Annotated in this window: 11 protein-coding genes; 7 read left to right on the plus strand and 4 right to left on the minus strand. The window is 57.2% G+C overall.

Annotated features, from left to right (window positions below):
• Nucleotides 1-3: 3 nt before the first annotated feature.
• Together DV711_RS05065 and DV711_RS05070 are read left to right on the plus strand one after the other, a co-directional pair.
• On the plus strand, nucleotides 4-1035 hold the full coding sequence (locus tag DV711_RS05065; RefSeq protein WP_114694542.1) for an ABC transporter permease: 1032 nt from the start codon (nucleotides 4-6) through the stop codon (nucleotides 1033-1035).
• A gap of 8 nt (nucleotides 1036-1043) precedes the next feature.
• Complete coding sequence (locus DV711_RS05070) at nucleotides 1044-2633, plus strand: ABC transporter ATP-binding protein (protein WP_114694924.1); 1590 nt, start codon at nucleotides 1044-1046, stop codon at nucleotides 2631-2633.
• Here the strand turns inward: DV711_RS05070 and DV711_RS05075 are convergent.
• Nucleotides 2623-3402 carry a substrate-binding periplasmic protein gene (locus tag DV711_RS05075; protein ID WP_114694543.1) on the minus strand — a complete coding sequence of 260 codons (780 nt, stop codon included), beginning with the start codon at nucleotides 3400-3402 and terminating at the stop codon, nucleotides 2623-2625. The genes DV711_RS05070 and DV711_RS05075 overlap by 11 nt on opposite strands.
• Before the next feature lie 128 nt (nucleotides 3403-3530).
• Nucleotides 3531-3959 (minus strand): YebG family protein, encoded by a 429-nt coding sequence (locus DV711_RS05080; protein WP_133297399.1) that lies wholly within the window; start codon nucleotides 3957-3959, stop codon nucleotides 3531-3533.
• A gap of 464 nt (nucleotides 3960-4423) precedes the next feature.
• On the opposite strand from DV711_RS05080, the gene DV711_RS05085 reads away from it, so the two are divergent.
• Nucleotides 4424-5950, plus strand: coding sequence for an alanine/glycine:cation symporter family protein (locus DV711_RS05085; protein ID WP_114694545.1), 1527 nt, complete (start codon nucleotides 4424-4426; stop codon nucleotides 5948-5950).
• Between the two features lie 208 nt (nucleotides 5951-6158).
• On the opposite strand, the gene speB is transcribed toward DV711_RS05085, so the two are convergent.
• Nucleotides 6159-7133, minus strand: a complete 975-nt coding sequence (gene speB, locus DV711_RS05090) for an agmatinase (RefSeq protein WP_114694925.1) — start codon at nucleotides 7131-7133, stop codon at nucleotides 6159-6161.
• 274 nt (nucleotides 7134-7407) lie between these two features.
• Here speB and ehuR point away from each other — a divergent pair, with 274 nt between their 5' ends.
• A complete protein-coding gene (gene ehuR, locus DV711_RS05095) occupies nucleotides 7408-8823 on the plus strand; it encodes a MocR-like ectoine utilization transcription factor EhuR (RefSeq protein ID WP_114694546.1) in 1416 nt (471 codons plus the stop codon).
• 33 nt (nucleotides 8824-8856) lie between these two features.
• On the opposite strand, the gene DV711_RS05100 is transcribed toward ehuR, so the two are convergent.
• A complete protein-coding gene (locus DV711_RS05100) occupies nucleotides 8857-9756 on the minus strand; it encodes a LysR family transcriptional regulator (RefSeq protein WP_243633734.1) in 900 nt (299 codons plus the stop codon).
• A gap of 231 nt (nucleotides 9757-9987) precedes the next feature.
• On the opposite strand from DV711_RS05100, the gene DV711_RS05105 reads away from it, so the two are divergent.
• From DV711_RS05105 to DV711_RS05115, 3 genes are all read left to right on the plus strand, one after another.
• Nucleotides 9988-11007 (plus strand): TRAP transporter substrate-binding protein, encoded by a 1020-nt coding sequence (locus tag DV711_RS05105; RefSeq protein WP_114694547.1) that lies wholly within the window; start codon nucleotides 9988-9990, stop codon nucleotides 11005-11007.
• Nucleotides 11008-11177: 170 nt separating this feature from the next.
• Nucleotides 11178-11903 carry a TRAP transporter small permease gene (locus DV711_RS05110; protein WP_243633735.1) on the plus strand — a complete coding sequence of 242 codons (726 nt, stop codon included), beginning with the start codon at nucleotides 11178-11180 and terminating at the stop codon, nucleotides 11901-11903.
• Nucleotides 11900-13180: a TRAP transporter large permease gene (locus DV711_RS05115; RefSeq protein ID WP_114694548.1), complete on the plus strand. Its 1281-nt coding sequence runs from the start codon at nucleotides 11900-11902 to the stop codon at nucleotides 13178-13180. The genes DV711_RS05110 and DV711_RS05115 overlap by 4 nt, the downstream gene beginning before the upstream one ends.
• Nucleotides 13181-13264: the final 84 nt, after the last annotated feature.

Here is a 13264-nt window from a genome sequence, read left to right on the forward strand (position 1 = left end):
CCGCTGAAACCGCTCAACCCGATCAATCAACGCCGGTTGGCACGATTCAGACAGAACCGTCGCGGCTACTGGTCGCTATGGCTGCTCAGCAGCCTGTTTATCCTCAGCCTCGGTGCTGAGCTGATTGCCAATGAGAAACCGCTGCTGATCAGCTACCAGCAACAGCTCTATTACCCACTGTGGAACGATTATGCCGAGACCCGCTTCGGTGGCGAATTCGACTCCAGCGCAGACTACAAAGACCCCTATGTTCAGGAACTGATTGAACAACAGGGCAGCGGATGGATGCTGTGGCCGCCGATCCGCTTCAGCTACAACACCATCAATTATGATCTGCCGGTACCGGCGCCCTCCCCGCCCACCGGCGAGAACTGGCTCGGCACCGATGACCAGGGGCGTGATGTACTAGCCAGGGTGATTTACGGTTTTCGGATTTCGATGCTGTTTGCGCTGATTCTGACCGCTGCCAGCTCGGTGATCGGTGTGATCGCCGGTGCGGTCCAGGGCTATTACGGCGGCAAGGTCGACCTGCTGTTCCAACGATTTATCGAGATCTGGTCCGGCTTGCCGGTGCTGTTCCTTCTAATCATCCTGGCCAGTATTGTGGAGCCGAATTTCTGGTGGCTGCTCGGGATTATGCTGCTGTTCTCCTGGATGCAACTGGTCGATGTGGTGCGAGCCGAATTCCTGCGTGGCCGCAATCTCGAATACGTTCGCGCCGCCAGGGCACTGGGGCTCGGCAGTCGCCTGATCATGTTCCGCCACATCCTCCCCAACGCCATGGTCGCGACCCTGACCTTTATGCCGTTTATCTTCAATGGATCGGTGGTCACCCTGACCGCGCTGGACTTTCTCGGTTTTGGGCTGCCCCCCGGCTCTCCGTCACTGGGTGAGCTGGTAGCCCAGGGAAAAGCCAACCTGCACGCCCCCTGGCTGGGCTTGAGTGCGTTTATCGTACTGTCGGTGATGCTGACGCTGCTGATCTTTATCGGTGAAGCGGTACGGGACGCCTTTGACCCGAGGAAAGAGCTGTGAGCGATACGATCACCGAACCCTTAGTCAAAATCCGGGATCTGCGGGTGCGGTTCCATCAGCAGGGCCAGGCCACCGATGCCGTTAAAGGGGTCAGCTTCGACATCCAAGCGGGACAAACCCTGGCGCTGGTAGGCGAGTCCGGCTCCGGCAAGTCGGTCACCGCACTATCGATTCTTAAGCTGCTGCGCCAGGCCGAACACCCGGGCGGCACGATCCACTATCGTGGTCAGGATCTGCTGCAGGCAGGCGAAGCCAGTATGCGGCAGCTGCGCGGCGACCGGATCAGCATCATCTTCCAAGAACCGATGACCTCGCTGAATCCGCTGCATACCTTGGAAAAGCAGATCGGCGAAACCCTGCTCCTCCACAAGGGCATGACCGGCCCTGATGCGCGCAAGCGGATTCTGGAGCTGCTGACACTGGTTGGAATCCGCGACCCTGAAAGCCGACTGAACAGCTATCCTCACGAACTTTCCGGTGGCCAACGGCAACGGGTGATGATCGCCATGGCACTGGCCAACGAACCGGAGTTGCTGATCGCCGATGAACCCACCACCGCACTGGATGTGACCATCGCCCAACAGATCCTGCAACTGTTGCGCGAACTTCAACAACAGCTGGGGATGGCGATCCTGCTGATCAGCCACGATCTAAATATCGTGCGCCGCTATGCGGATCGCGTCTGCGTCATGCACCAGGGCTTGCTGGTCGAGCACAATGACACCGCCGCGTTGTTTTCAAACCCGCAGCATGACTACACCCGAATGCTGCTCGACGCCGAACCGACCGGCTCACCCAAGCCGCTAAACGGCGATGAAAGCCCACTGTTGAGCACGGAACAACTAAGAGTCTGGTTCCCGATCAAGCGGGGACTGCTCAAGCGTACCGTCGATCACGTCAAAGCGGTCAACGGTGTCGATATCGAACTAAGACCCGGGGAAACGCTAGGTATTGTCGGGGAGTCCGGTTCGGGTAAGACCACGCTGGGACTTGCGATCTTGCGACTACTGAGTAGCGACGGAGCTATGCAGTTCGACGGTCAGAGCATCGATCAGCTGAACCAGAAACAGTTCAAGCCGATACGGCGCCAGCTCCAGGTGGTATTTCAGGACCCCTACGGCAGCCTGAGCCCGCGGATGACCATCGAACAGATCATCAGCGAAGGTTTGGAGATCCACGCAATCGGGGATCCGATAACTCGACCTCAGATGGTGATCGACGTATTGCGAGAGGTTGGACTGGATGCGGATGCTTGCCAGCGCTACCCCCACGAATTTTCCGGAGGCCAACGCCAGCGAATCGCCATTGCCCGCGCCCTGGTATTGAAACCCAAGCTGATTATTCTGGACGAGCCAACCTCCGCGCTGGATCGCACCGTGCAGTCGCAGATTATCGAGTTGTTGCGTGAATTACAGGCTCGCCACGGACTGAGCTACCTGTTTATCAGCCATGATCTGGCGGTGGTAAAAGCGCTGAGTCACCAATTGCTGGTAATGCGAGCCGGTGACGTAGTGGAACAGGGGCCGGCGAAGCAGCTGTTCGAAGCTCCAACCCACGCCTACACCCGTGAGCTGCTGCAGGCCGCCTTTACGGCGTAATCGTTAAAAACTCAGCCCCGATCGCAGCCAGGGTCCCGTCTGCCTGCATCCCCGCCAACGTACTCTCCATTGCCTGGCGCAATGGCTCCGGGGTTTGACGACTGACCAGAATCCACTGCGGCACGGTTCTAAAGCGGCTGGGCACCACCTGGATTGGCAGGTTCTTATGACTGACCAGGGCGTAATTTAGCCCCAAATCATGATAATAAAAGAATCGCACCCGCGGGTTTTCTGCCACCGCTTTGATGGCACGATTGATCTCATTAAACAGAGCCCCAGGCTCAACCCCCTGTCGCTGTAAAAAGCGCCCCGAAGAGGTGCCATCGATGATGGCAACCGCATGATCGATAGTGGCGAGATCGGCGAAAGTCTGTGGCATCAGCGGTTCATCCCGATGTGCCAGCACGACGTTGCTGACCTCATAAACCGGTGTGCTGAGGTAATAGAATTTCGCTTCGCGCTCGGCGTTGCGACCGGCCCCACAGAAAAGATCGGCCGCGCCGTGTTCAATCTGTTTCAACAGACGTTTTATCGGAATAAAGGGTTTCTGAACTTGAAGCTGAATGCCTTCCTGACGCAGACGCTTCTGTAATTCGGCGTAGATCCGGTCACATAATCCCTGATGATGGGGGGCATTGAGGAAGTACTTTGGCTGCGAGTCCTGCTTCAGAGCCAATAGCACTGACGCATCACCTTCGGCATTGGCGGTTGCCGAGAGGCTGAGCAAGATAATGACTACCGAGACTACCGACCGGATTACTGAGGCCACATCGAATCCTTATCGACTACTTATGCTCTATTTAGACTAGACCATACCGCCGAGGTGACACGCAAACTCACACCGCGGCCTTGCTGCAGGCGGTGCGAGCTGCTGGCGGTCAACGTCTTTGCAGGGTGTTAGATACTAAAACCATCCTTGAGCGGCTCGACCGGACGCTTGAATTCTTTGACGAAGTCCTGTTTCTTAACTTTTTCCGCTTTACCTACACCTTCAGTTTCACCCGTTTTGACTAGCTTCGGCTTCGCTTCCTTGCTCTCGTCAGCACTCTCTTTGCTGCTCTCTTTTTTGCTTTCTCCGTCGCCTGTACCGCCGAACAGGATCCCTAGTTCATCGCGTTGCTGGGCCAGATACAGACTCATTTCAGTGCGCTGCTCTTCGTTGAGTTTGATCGACGGCGGCTTGTCCAGCAGCAATTGATCAACCTCTTCGGCCAGTTCAAACACCTCGTCCCAGTGAGCCGCTTCTTCGGCACTGGTGACCTTGATCTTCTCCTGACCGTTGAGTTCGTAGATATAGACCGTTTTACGTTCAAATCGCTTTTTCATGATATTCACCCGTCCGATCCGGCACGACGTCGGTATCAGGGCCAAACAGCCCTGTTCTTTAAATGTGGATCGGTTACCAAACTTAGTATAGCGACAGCATACGCTTCTGCCGCCTCAGCTCCAGCAATACTCTGTCGATAGCTGATCCAGATCAGAGAAAAAAACGCGGAATTAAAACGGATGTTTCAGTTGGGTTTTCAACAAGGAACACGTTATTAACGGTTGGAGAAGCAATTCGGGCAACAGGCCGGAAAGTTCACTATCAGACCGGTGAATCGGCACCCTGATGCTGATGGATTTCTGCCCCGTACAGCAGCGTCAACGACGCTTCTCCCGACCCTGCGCGCGTGTCAAATTATTTTGACGAATGTATCAATATTTAGTCGCATTTACCCTATAATGCAGCGCGTTCCGGCCCAACCCCAGTAAAGAGGGCTGGCTTAACAATAATATAGGGAGCATTTATGCAAGGCCTGGTTGATTTTCTCAACGGTATCATCTGGAGCCCCGCACTGATCTATCTGTGCTTGGGTGCCGGTCTGTTCTACTCAATTCTCACCCGTTTTGTTCAGGTACGTCACTTCCGGGAGATGTGGCGCCTGCTGTTGTCCAATAAAGAATCCGACAAGGGCATCTCCTCCTTCCAAGCCCTGGCCGTATCGCTGTCCGGTCGGGTCGGTACCGGTAACATCGCCGGTGTCGCCGCTGCCATCGGCTTCGGTGGTCCTGGTGCGGTCTTCTGGATGTGGGTTGTTGCCTTCCTGGGCGCCGCCACCGCCTACACCGAGTCCACCCTGGCTCAGATCTACAAAGAAGAGCAGGACGGTCAGTACCGTGGTGGTCCGGCTTACTACATCGAAAAAGCGATGGGACAGAAGTGGTACGCCTGGATCTTTGCGATCGCGACCATCCTGGCCTGTGGTGTGCTGCTGCCGGGGGTACAGTCCAACAGTATCGGTAATGCGGTCGAGATGGCCTTCGGTCCGGGCCAGATGATTCAGACCGGCATGGGCGAACTGAGCTCTGCCAAGATCATCTCCGGTCTGGCTATCGTGTTGATTCTGGGCTTCATCATCTTCGGTGGTGTTAAGCGGATCGCCCGCTTCACCGAGATCGTAGTTCCGTTCATGGCGCTGGCCTACATCATCATCGCCTGTGTCATCGTAGCCCTGAACGTTGATCAGCTGCCGGCTATCTTCGGCATGATCATCGGCGACGCCTTCACACCAATGGCGGGTGTGGGTGCTGCTATCGGCTGGGGTGTTAAGCGTGGTGTTTACTCCAACGAAGCTGGTCAGGGTACTGGCCCTCACGCTGCCGCCGCTGCTGCGGTTAAGCACCCGGCTCAGCAGGGTCTGGTCCAGGCGTTCTCGGTCTATATCGATACTCTGTTCGTCTGTACCGCTACCGCGCTGATGATCCTGATCACCGGAGCCTACAACGTTCACGGTGTGGGTGATGCATTCCTGATCCAGAACGTTGCCGCCGATATCGCCGCCAACAGCCCCGCCTTTACTCAGATGGCGGTTGAGAGCGTATTGCCGGGTGTCGGCAAGCCGTTTATCGCCCTGGCGCTGTTCTTCTTCTCCTTCACCACCATCCTGGCGTACTACTACATCGCTGAGACCAACGTGGCTTACATCCAGCGCAGCCTGCATATCCCGGGCCTGATCTTCGCCCTGAAGGTCGTGCTGATGGGCGCCACCTTCTACGGTGCCGTGAAGACCGCCAACCTGGCGTGGGGCATGGGTGACGTCGGTGTAGGCCTGATGGCGTGGCTGAACATCATCGGCATCCTGATCATCTTCTTCATGGCCAAGCCGGCTCTGAAGGCGCTGAAAGATTACGAAGCGCAGCAGAAAGCAGGCGTTACCGAATACACTTTCGATCCGGAAAGACTCGGCATCAAGAATGCTGACTTCTGGAGCAAGAAGAAGCGTGAAACGACCAAGGTAGAAACCGATGCGGGAACCGCTCCGGCCAAAGCCTAATCAACGCTGATGCTATTGAAAAAGGGCTGCCCTAGGGCAGCCCTTTTTTGTGGCCGTTCGTAAGATTCGCCAGCTACCGACCCTGGTCTCCTCTAGCGCACATATGGCCTTGAGCACTAACTTGGATTAGACCTATGCGAAATCAATCAGATCACCTCAAGGGACAACCTGTGTAACTATCGTTAGAGAAACGAGGGGGGGTAACAGACTACTCCTGCGCCTGGCGTTTGCCACGGGCATGGAAGACATAGCCGATCAGGTTCATCAATACCTGGGCCGCCAGGATGCTGGTGGATCCGGTCGGATCATAGTCGGGTGCCACTTCGCACAGATCGATACCCACGACCTCACCTTTATTGGCTACCCCCTGCAACACCTCCATCACTTCGTAGTAGGTGAAACCGCCGTGACTGGGTGTTCCGGTGCCGGGAGCAATCGACGGATCGAAACCATCGATATCGATGGTGATGTAATAGTTCACCCCTTCCGGAATCAACGCCAGCACCCCTTCCGGCCCTAGGCGGCGGACATCGCGTACCGACAGCACCGTCGAGCCCGCCGCTTCGGCAGCCTGGTGGTCATGACGGTTGGAGGAGGACACGTTTCGGATCCCCAGCTGGGTCATGCCGGTAATATGGTCCTGTTCGGAAGCCCGACGGATCGGGTTGCCGTGACCGAAGCGCACCCCGTGTCGCTCATCGACAAAATCCAAGTGGGCATCGATCTGGATAATATGGATCGGCCCTTTACCGGCATCGGCAAAGGCGCGGATACAGGGGGCATTGACCGAGTGATCACCGCCGACCACTACCGGCATGGCACCGGCCTCCAGGATTTTACGTACGCCGTACTCGATGTTGGCGTGGGACTTCTCGGTATTGGTGTGGACCATATCGGCATCGCCGATATCCTGAATCCGCACCCCTTCCAGATACATCACATCATCTTCATGATCATAAGCGCCGCTGTGACCAAAGGAGAACAGCGTCGAAGCTTCGCGGACCGAGCGAGGCCCCATACGTGCGCCGGAGCGCCATTGGGTTCCGCAATCAAAAGGGGCACCCATAAAGGCGACATCGGCGTCGATCTGATCCCACTGTTCGCAGGTGGGGCTTTTGGCAAAGGTGCAGAACCCAACAAAGGGCAGGTTCAGGCGTCCGGATTCGTAAGCGTTTTGGCTCATACTGATTAACCTCAGATGGGCAGCGATACTTTCACCGTTCATGCCGAGAAAGTACCGCGTCCCTATCAATTCAGTACATTCAAATTGTACTGAGTGTTATATTCGATTCGGATAATGATCTGGCCCCTTTGCCGGCGGTAAAACCGAGCTTCAGGTCAGTGTAGATGCTGCCTTGAAGAGCTCGGGCTGTACCTGGGTGGATCGACTGATCCTGCCAAAATCATTACATTTAGATTATTCAGCAATCAATTCATGTCAATCAAAATATTAAATCATGACAATTATGATTGAAGCGATCCGCTCACAACTCCCGGCACAAACGGGGCCGCGATACCGCCGTATCGCCCTGGCCATCTGTGCGGCGGTGGACTCCGGTCAGCTGCAAAGCGGCGACAAGCTGCCGACCCACCGAAACCTGGCCGAGCACCTGGGTGTCAGCGTCCAAACCGTCAGCTTTGCCTATGCCCATGCCGAGCAACAGGGCTATGTCCATGGCAAGGTGGGCAGCGGAACCTATGTCGGCCATCGCCAGGCCGAGCAGCAAGCCGAATTTCTCAAGCCCGGCAGCGATACCAGCGACACGCTGATCGACCTGTCGATTGCCAGCGCCATCGCCGGAAACATCCAGCAACAGGCATTCAGTCAAACCCTGCAGGAGATCGCCAACAGTCCTGAAGGGACCGAGCTGATCACGGTGGTCAAACCCTTCGCCGGCCTGCCTCGCCACCGCCAAGCTGCCAGCCGCTGGTTGGATCAACAGGGGATCGAGGCGAGCGCCGACCAGATCTGCCTTTGCAACGGCGTCACCCATGGGCTGATGATCGCCTTGAGCAGTCTGGTCAAACCGGGGGGGATCGTGGCTTGTGAAGCCCTGGTGGACCATGGCCTGATCGCGCTAGCCAGGACCCTAAACATCAAGCTTGAAGGGGTCGAGATCGATGCCGAAGGGATGGTTCCCGAGGCGCTGGAGCATCTTTGCCAGCAGCGGGTACCGGACGCGCTATGCCTGACGCCGAATCTGCATAACCCCACCAGCGCGACCCAGAGTGAATCACGTCGCCAGGCACTGGCAGCCGTCGCCCGGCATTACGGCATTGCGGTGGTGGAGGATGACATCTTCGGCCCGCTAAGCGATCAGAAGCGGCGTCCGATCGCTGCCTATCTGCCCGACAACAGCTACTATCTCAGCGGTTTTTCCAAGGCGCTCGCCTCGGGGCTACGGTTGGGTTATCTGGTCCCCCCCAAGGGCCAGTTGGATGCTGTGGTGGGCCGACTGCGTGCCAGCAGTTGGATGGCGAGCCCGATGACCGCCGAGGTGGCCAGTCGCTGGATCGATGACGGAACGGCGTCGCGGTTGGCGGACTGGCAGCGCCGTACTCTGCTTCGACGCCAACAACTGGCGGCGGATATCCTCAGCGGCTTCGATTACCTGGCCGCCCCTAACGGGCCGTTGATCTGGCTGGCGTTACCCGAAGCCTGGCGGGCCGAGAGTTTTATCTCCCAGGCACGTGCCCGAGGAGTCAGCCTCACCGGCGCCGAACCCTTTGTAGTGGGTCATCAGGCAGCCCCCCACTCAATACGGATCAGCGTCTCTTCGGCCACCTCCGAAGCGGCTCTGGTCGAAGGTTTGAAGCGGCTGACTCAGTTGCTGCAGGAGCAGCCACCGCCCTTGGGCGAAGGCATCCTCTAGCGCAGAATCAAGGCGTCAATCTTTGCCGCAGGATTAACCCGCCAGCTCTGCAATGGCGTCCTCGATATCCTGAGTGAAGACCTTGACGATATTCTGGGGAGCCGGCGAGGCCCGGGTCGCCAAGCAAAAGTCCGATTTCCAGCTTAACCCGAGATGATCGAAAGCCCGCATCTCCCCGCGTTGAACCCACTGTTCCGCATAGTGCTCCGGCAAAAAACCGATAAAGCTGCCACTGGTTATCAGGATCGCCTGGGCCTCCATATTGGAAACCGACGCCACCCCCTGGCTGAGCCGAAAGCCTTTGAGGTCCGCATGCTGCAGGTAGGCTCGGGTCGAAATGGCGTGCTCCCGTATACGATCCGGGGTGATCTCGGCCGCAGGCAGGTCAAACAGCGGGTGCCGGTGGCCACAGTAGAACCCGTGCTGTTCGGTGTAGAGATGGCGGTAACTGAGGTTGCTGTGGCGGTTTTGGAAGATCCCGATTGCCAGATGTAGATTGCCGTTGAGCAGATCCCGCTCCAGCTCCTCCGGCGACTGTACCGTCAGCTTGATCGAAACCTCGTTGGTACGACTGTAGAAACGATTGATCGCCTCGGGGATCGGAAACTCCCGATTGGTGACGGTATTGTCGATCAAACCCACCCGCAGCGTTCCGGTCAGGGTATTTCGAAGCTCGCCCAGATCCGCTTCAAAATCGGAGATCGCATTGAGCATTTCCCGACACTTCTGGTAGGTGTGACGGCCTTTCTCGGTCAGTCGAAAGCCGCTGCGCCCGCGGTGACAGAGCTGGAAACCCAGACGGATTTCGAAGTCCTTGATATGGGTACTGATCGCCGGCTGGCTCATCCCCAGCGCTGACTGTGCTCCGACAAAGCCGCCGTTTTCGACCACGGTACAGAAAGTCACCATATGCTTAATCGAATGTGTGGCCATGACCTGTTCCTCTGACAATTCGCTGGCATTACGCCCAAGATCCCCCGCTCACTGATCACCACTCCGCTAAAACGGGCACCCGAAAAGCTGGGCTTTAACTCAAAACTTACATCAATTATTCAAATGTGAATATAAGTACTTTTATATTTTTTGATGATACTGATTTTGCGATACTCGAACTGTACCTAGCCGGCACCCAACACCTACACAACAACAACTAAGGTAAAGACCATGCTAGAACTGAAGAAGATGTTTAATGGGTTGATTCTTTCTGCTGCCGTTGCGCTGGCACCCACCACCGTCATGGCGGAAGAGTGGAAATTCGCGATCGAAGAGATCCCGGGCTCCATCATGGATACCTATGCGCAGGAATTTAAGAAGCGCATCGAAACCAAAACCAACGGCGACGTGACCGTCAAGGTCTACCCGCTCGGCTCGCTGGGCACCCCTACCGAGCTGGTTGAACAGGTCGCCGACGGCGTTGTCCAGTTCACCAATGTCTCGGTCGGCAACCTGGGTACCATCGTGCCCGAATCCCAGATGTTCCTGCTGACCTATACCCTGCCTAACGATCAGCGTGCGATCTCCAAGATGCTGGCTTCCAGCCCGGTGATCTACGATCAACTGGGTCAGGACTTCGAAAACCGCGGTCTGAAGCTTCACACCATGTATTCGCAAGGCCCGGTGGTCTGGACCACCAACCGAGAGATCCGCAATCCAGCTGATTTCGAGAACTTCAAAATGCGGGTGATGGTCTCGCCGATCCTGCTCAAAGCCTATGAAGATCTGGGTGCCAGTCCGACCCCGCTGCCGTTTGGCGAGGTCTATGGCGCACTGCAACTCAAGCAGGTCGACGGTCAGGTCAACCCGGCTTCCGCCATCGAAGAGATGAAGTTCTACGAAGTCACCGACTACATGATCTGGGCCGGCGAACAGGAGCTGGTCACCTCGGTCATGTCCGGCACCGACTGGTTCGAAACCCAACCGCCCCATCGTCAGAAGTTGATCAAGGAAACCCTGAACGAAATGGAAGGCTTTATCTTTGATGTGGTCCAGCGCTTCAACGATGAGAAGCTGGCCAAGATCAAAGCGGCCAAGCCCGAGATCAAGATGGTCGAGCTGAGCAACGAAGAGCGCGCGGTATTCCGCGATCGCAGCAAGGCGACCCATTCCGCTTACACCGACATGACCGGCTCCCGCGGTGAGGAACTGCTCAACGCCCTGCTGGCAGAGATCGAAAGCCTCAATTGATCCCAACCGCACCGCTCCTGGAACGGGAGTGGTGCCCTTCCCCGCAATTCATCCGTCCGCACGACCTTTGCACCAACCGCAACAGTCGCTAGGCTCTACTAAGCAGCCCCCGATTTGAATGCAGTCGACAGGCCGTCCGGACCCGGCGCCCAGCGCCAGGAGGGACCAATATGAACTCTCAAGACTGCAGCGATCGTCTGGAACACCCGACCGAGGAACGCCCCATGGGCCAACGTCGATTCTCCCCCGCCAAAATCTTTACCTGGCTCGACAACCTGATCGGTAAGATCGAGGCTCAGGTACTGGCCTGGGGCATTATGATCATGGCCGTCAATACCATCGCCAATGTATTCGGCCGCTACTTTTTCAATCAGAGCATCTACTTCACCGAAGAGTTGAACCAGTTTCTGATCGTGATCATCACCTTTATGGGGCTGGGCTTTGTCACCCGCAAAGGACGTCATATCCGCATGTCCGCCTTCTACGATATGCTCAGCCCGCGCCCGAAGAAGCTGCTGATGATCCTGATCGCTCTGGTGACAGCGGTGGCGATGTTTGTCCTGGCCTGGTACGCCTTCGAGTACGTGGCCAAGATTGCCCGTCGCGGTCGCGTTACCCCGGCCTTGCAAGTGCCGCTCTACCTGACCTACATCTGGGTCGTAGTTGGCTTTATCGTCACCGGTATTCAGTACCTGCTCTGCATGGTCAAAAACTTCGACCTCGACGATGAAGAGGTTTACATCTCCTACACCGAGATCGACTGCTACGAAGATCCGGAGATCGCCGAGGTGATGCACCTCTACAACCAGGATCATCCACCCACCGACGCCACCGTTCCCGACGACAATCCGGCTTCGACCACTGTTTCCAATGACGACCAGGAGGCCCGCTCATGACTTTACTGATGCTGACCGTAATGATCGTGCTGCTGCTGATGGGCTTCCCGATGATGATGCCGCTGCTGGCAGCCGCACTGCTGGCCTTCTTCGTCTACCTGCCCGATCTGAGCCTTCAGGTGCTGGTGCAGCAGATGATCGGGGGGGTCAAACCGGCCGCCTTGATCGCGGTGCCGATGTTTATCCTGGCTGCCGATATCATCACCCGGGGCCACTCCGCCGACCGCCTGGTCGATGTCGTGATGCGCTTTATGGGACATATCCGTGGTGGCTTGGCCGTGTCCGTAACCACCGCCTGCGCCCTGTTCGGGGCTGTCTGCGGCTCCACCCAGGCGACCGTGGTGGCGGTCGGAGGCGCGATGCGCCCACGGATGCTCAAAGCCGGCTACAACGACAGCTTCTCCATCGGCCTGATCGTCAATGCGGCCGACCTGGCTTACCTGATCCCGCCATCGATCGGCATGATCATCTACGGGGTAATCTCCGGCACCTCGATCTCGGAGCTGTTTATCGCCGGTATCGGGCCCGGGTTGCTGATCATCGTGCTGTTTTCGATGTACTGCATCTGGTACGCCAAGAAGCACAATATCCCGGTGGAACCCCGCGCCAACTGGGCAGAGCGTTTTGCCGCCCTGCGTCGGGCACTCTGGCCGATGGGCTTCCCGCTGATCGTGGTCGGAGGTATCTACGGTGGTGTCTTCAGTCCCACCGAAGCGGCTGCCATCTGCGTGCTCTACGCACTGGCATTGGAGTGGGTGGTATTCCGCTCGATCAAGGCCAAGGATGTCTTCGATATCGCGTTGTCGACCGGTGCCATCACCTCGGTGGTGTTTATCCTGATCGCCGCCGGTGCGGCCTTCTCCTGGGTACTCTCCTATGCCCAGATTCCGCAGCAGATCATCGCCGCCGTGGGGCTGGAAGGAGCCGGACCGCTGATGACTCTGATCGCCATCAACATCGCCTTCTTCGTCGGCTGCATGTTCGTCGACTCTATCGTGGTGATTCTGATTCTGGTGCCGATCTTCGCTCCGCTGGTCAAAGCCACCGGTCTGGATCCGGTTCTGGTCGGTGTGTTGATCACGCTGCAGGTGGCCATCGGTGCCGCTACGCCGCCATTTGGCTGCAACATCTTCACCGCCGTTGCGGTATTCCGTCGTCCGTTCGTGGATGTGATTCGTGGCGTGCCGCCATTCCTGGTGATTCTGTTTGGAGTGACCGTGGCGATGGTGCTGTTCCCGCAGATTGCGCTGGGACTTCGCGACCTGGCCTTCCGTTGATCTCCATGGTGCCTCCCCTTGTGGTCGCACCCTTTGCTTGCCGGGTCCCTCGGGGTCCGGCTTTTTTTCCATTGGTGATCAGAG

It is taken from the genome of Motiliproteus coralliicola, assembly GCF_003345655.1.
Lineage (GTDB): Bacteria > Pseudomonadota > Gammaproteobacteria > Pseudomonadales > Balneatricaceae > Motiliproteus > Motiliproteus coralliicola.

What these genes read in the sequence shown, in the direction of transcription:
- DV711_RS05080 (WP_133297399.1), bottom strand. Translation starts at nt 3,959, where the DNA reads ATGAAAAAGCGATTTGAACGTAAAACGGTCTATATCTACGAACTCAAC.
- DV711_RS05085 (WP_114694545.1), top strand. Translation starts at nt 4,424, where the DNA reads ATGCAAGGCCTGGTTGATTTTCTCAACGGTATCATCTGGAGCCCCGCA.
- speB (WP_114694925.1), bottom strand. Translation starts at nt 7,133, where the DNA reads ATGAGCCAAAACGCTTACGAATCCGGACGCCTGAACCTGCCCTTTGTT.
- ehuR (WP_114694546.1), top strand. Translation starts at nt 7,408, where the DNA reads ATGACAATTATGATTGAAGCGATCCGCTCACAACTCCCGGCACAAACG.
- DV711_RS05100 (WP_243633734.1), bottom strand. Translation starts at nt 9,756, where the DNA reads ATGGCCACACATTCGATTAAGCATATGGTGACTTTCTGTACCGTGGTC.
- DV711_RS05105 (WP_114694547.1), top strand. Translation starts at nt 9,988, where the DNA reads ATGCTAGAACTGAAGAAGATGTTTAATGGGTTGATTCTTTCTGCTGCC.
- DV711_RS05110 (WP_243633735.1), top strand. Translation starts at nt 11,178, where the DNA reads ATGAACTCTCAAGACTGCAGCGATCGTCTGGAACACCCGACCGAGGAA.
- DV711_RS05115 (WP_114694548.1), top strand. Translation starts at nt 11,900, where the DNA reads ATGACTTTACTGATGCTGACCGTAATGATCGTGCTGCTGCTGATGGGC.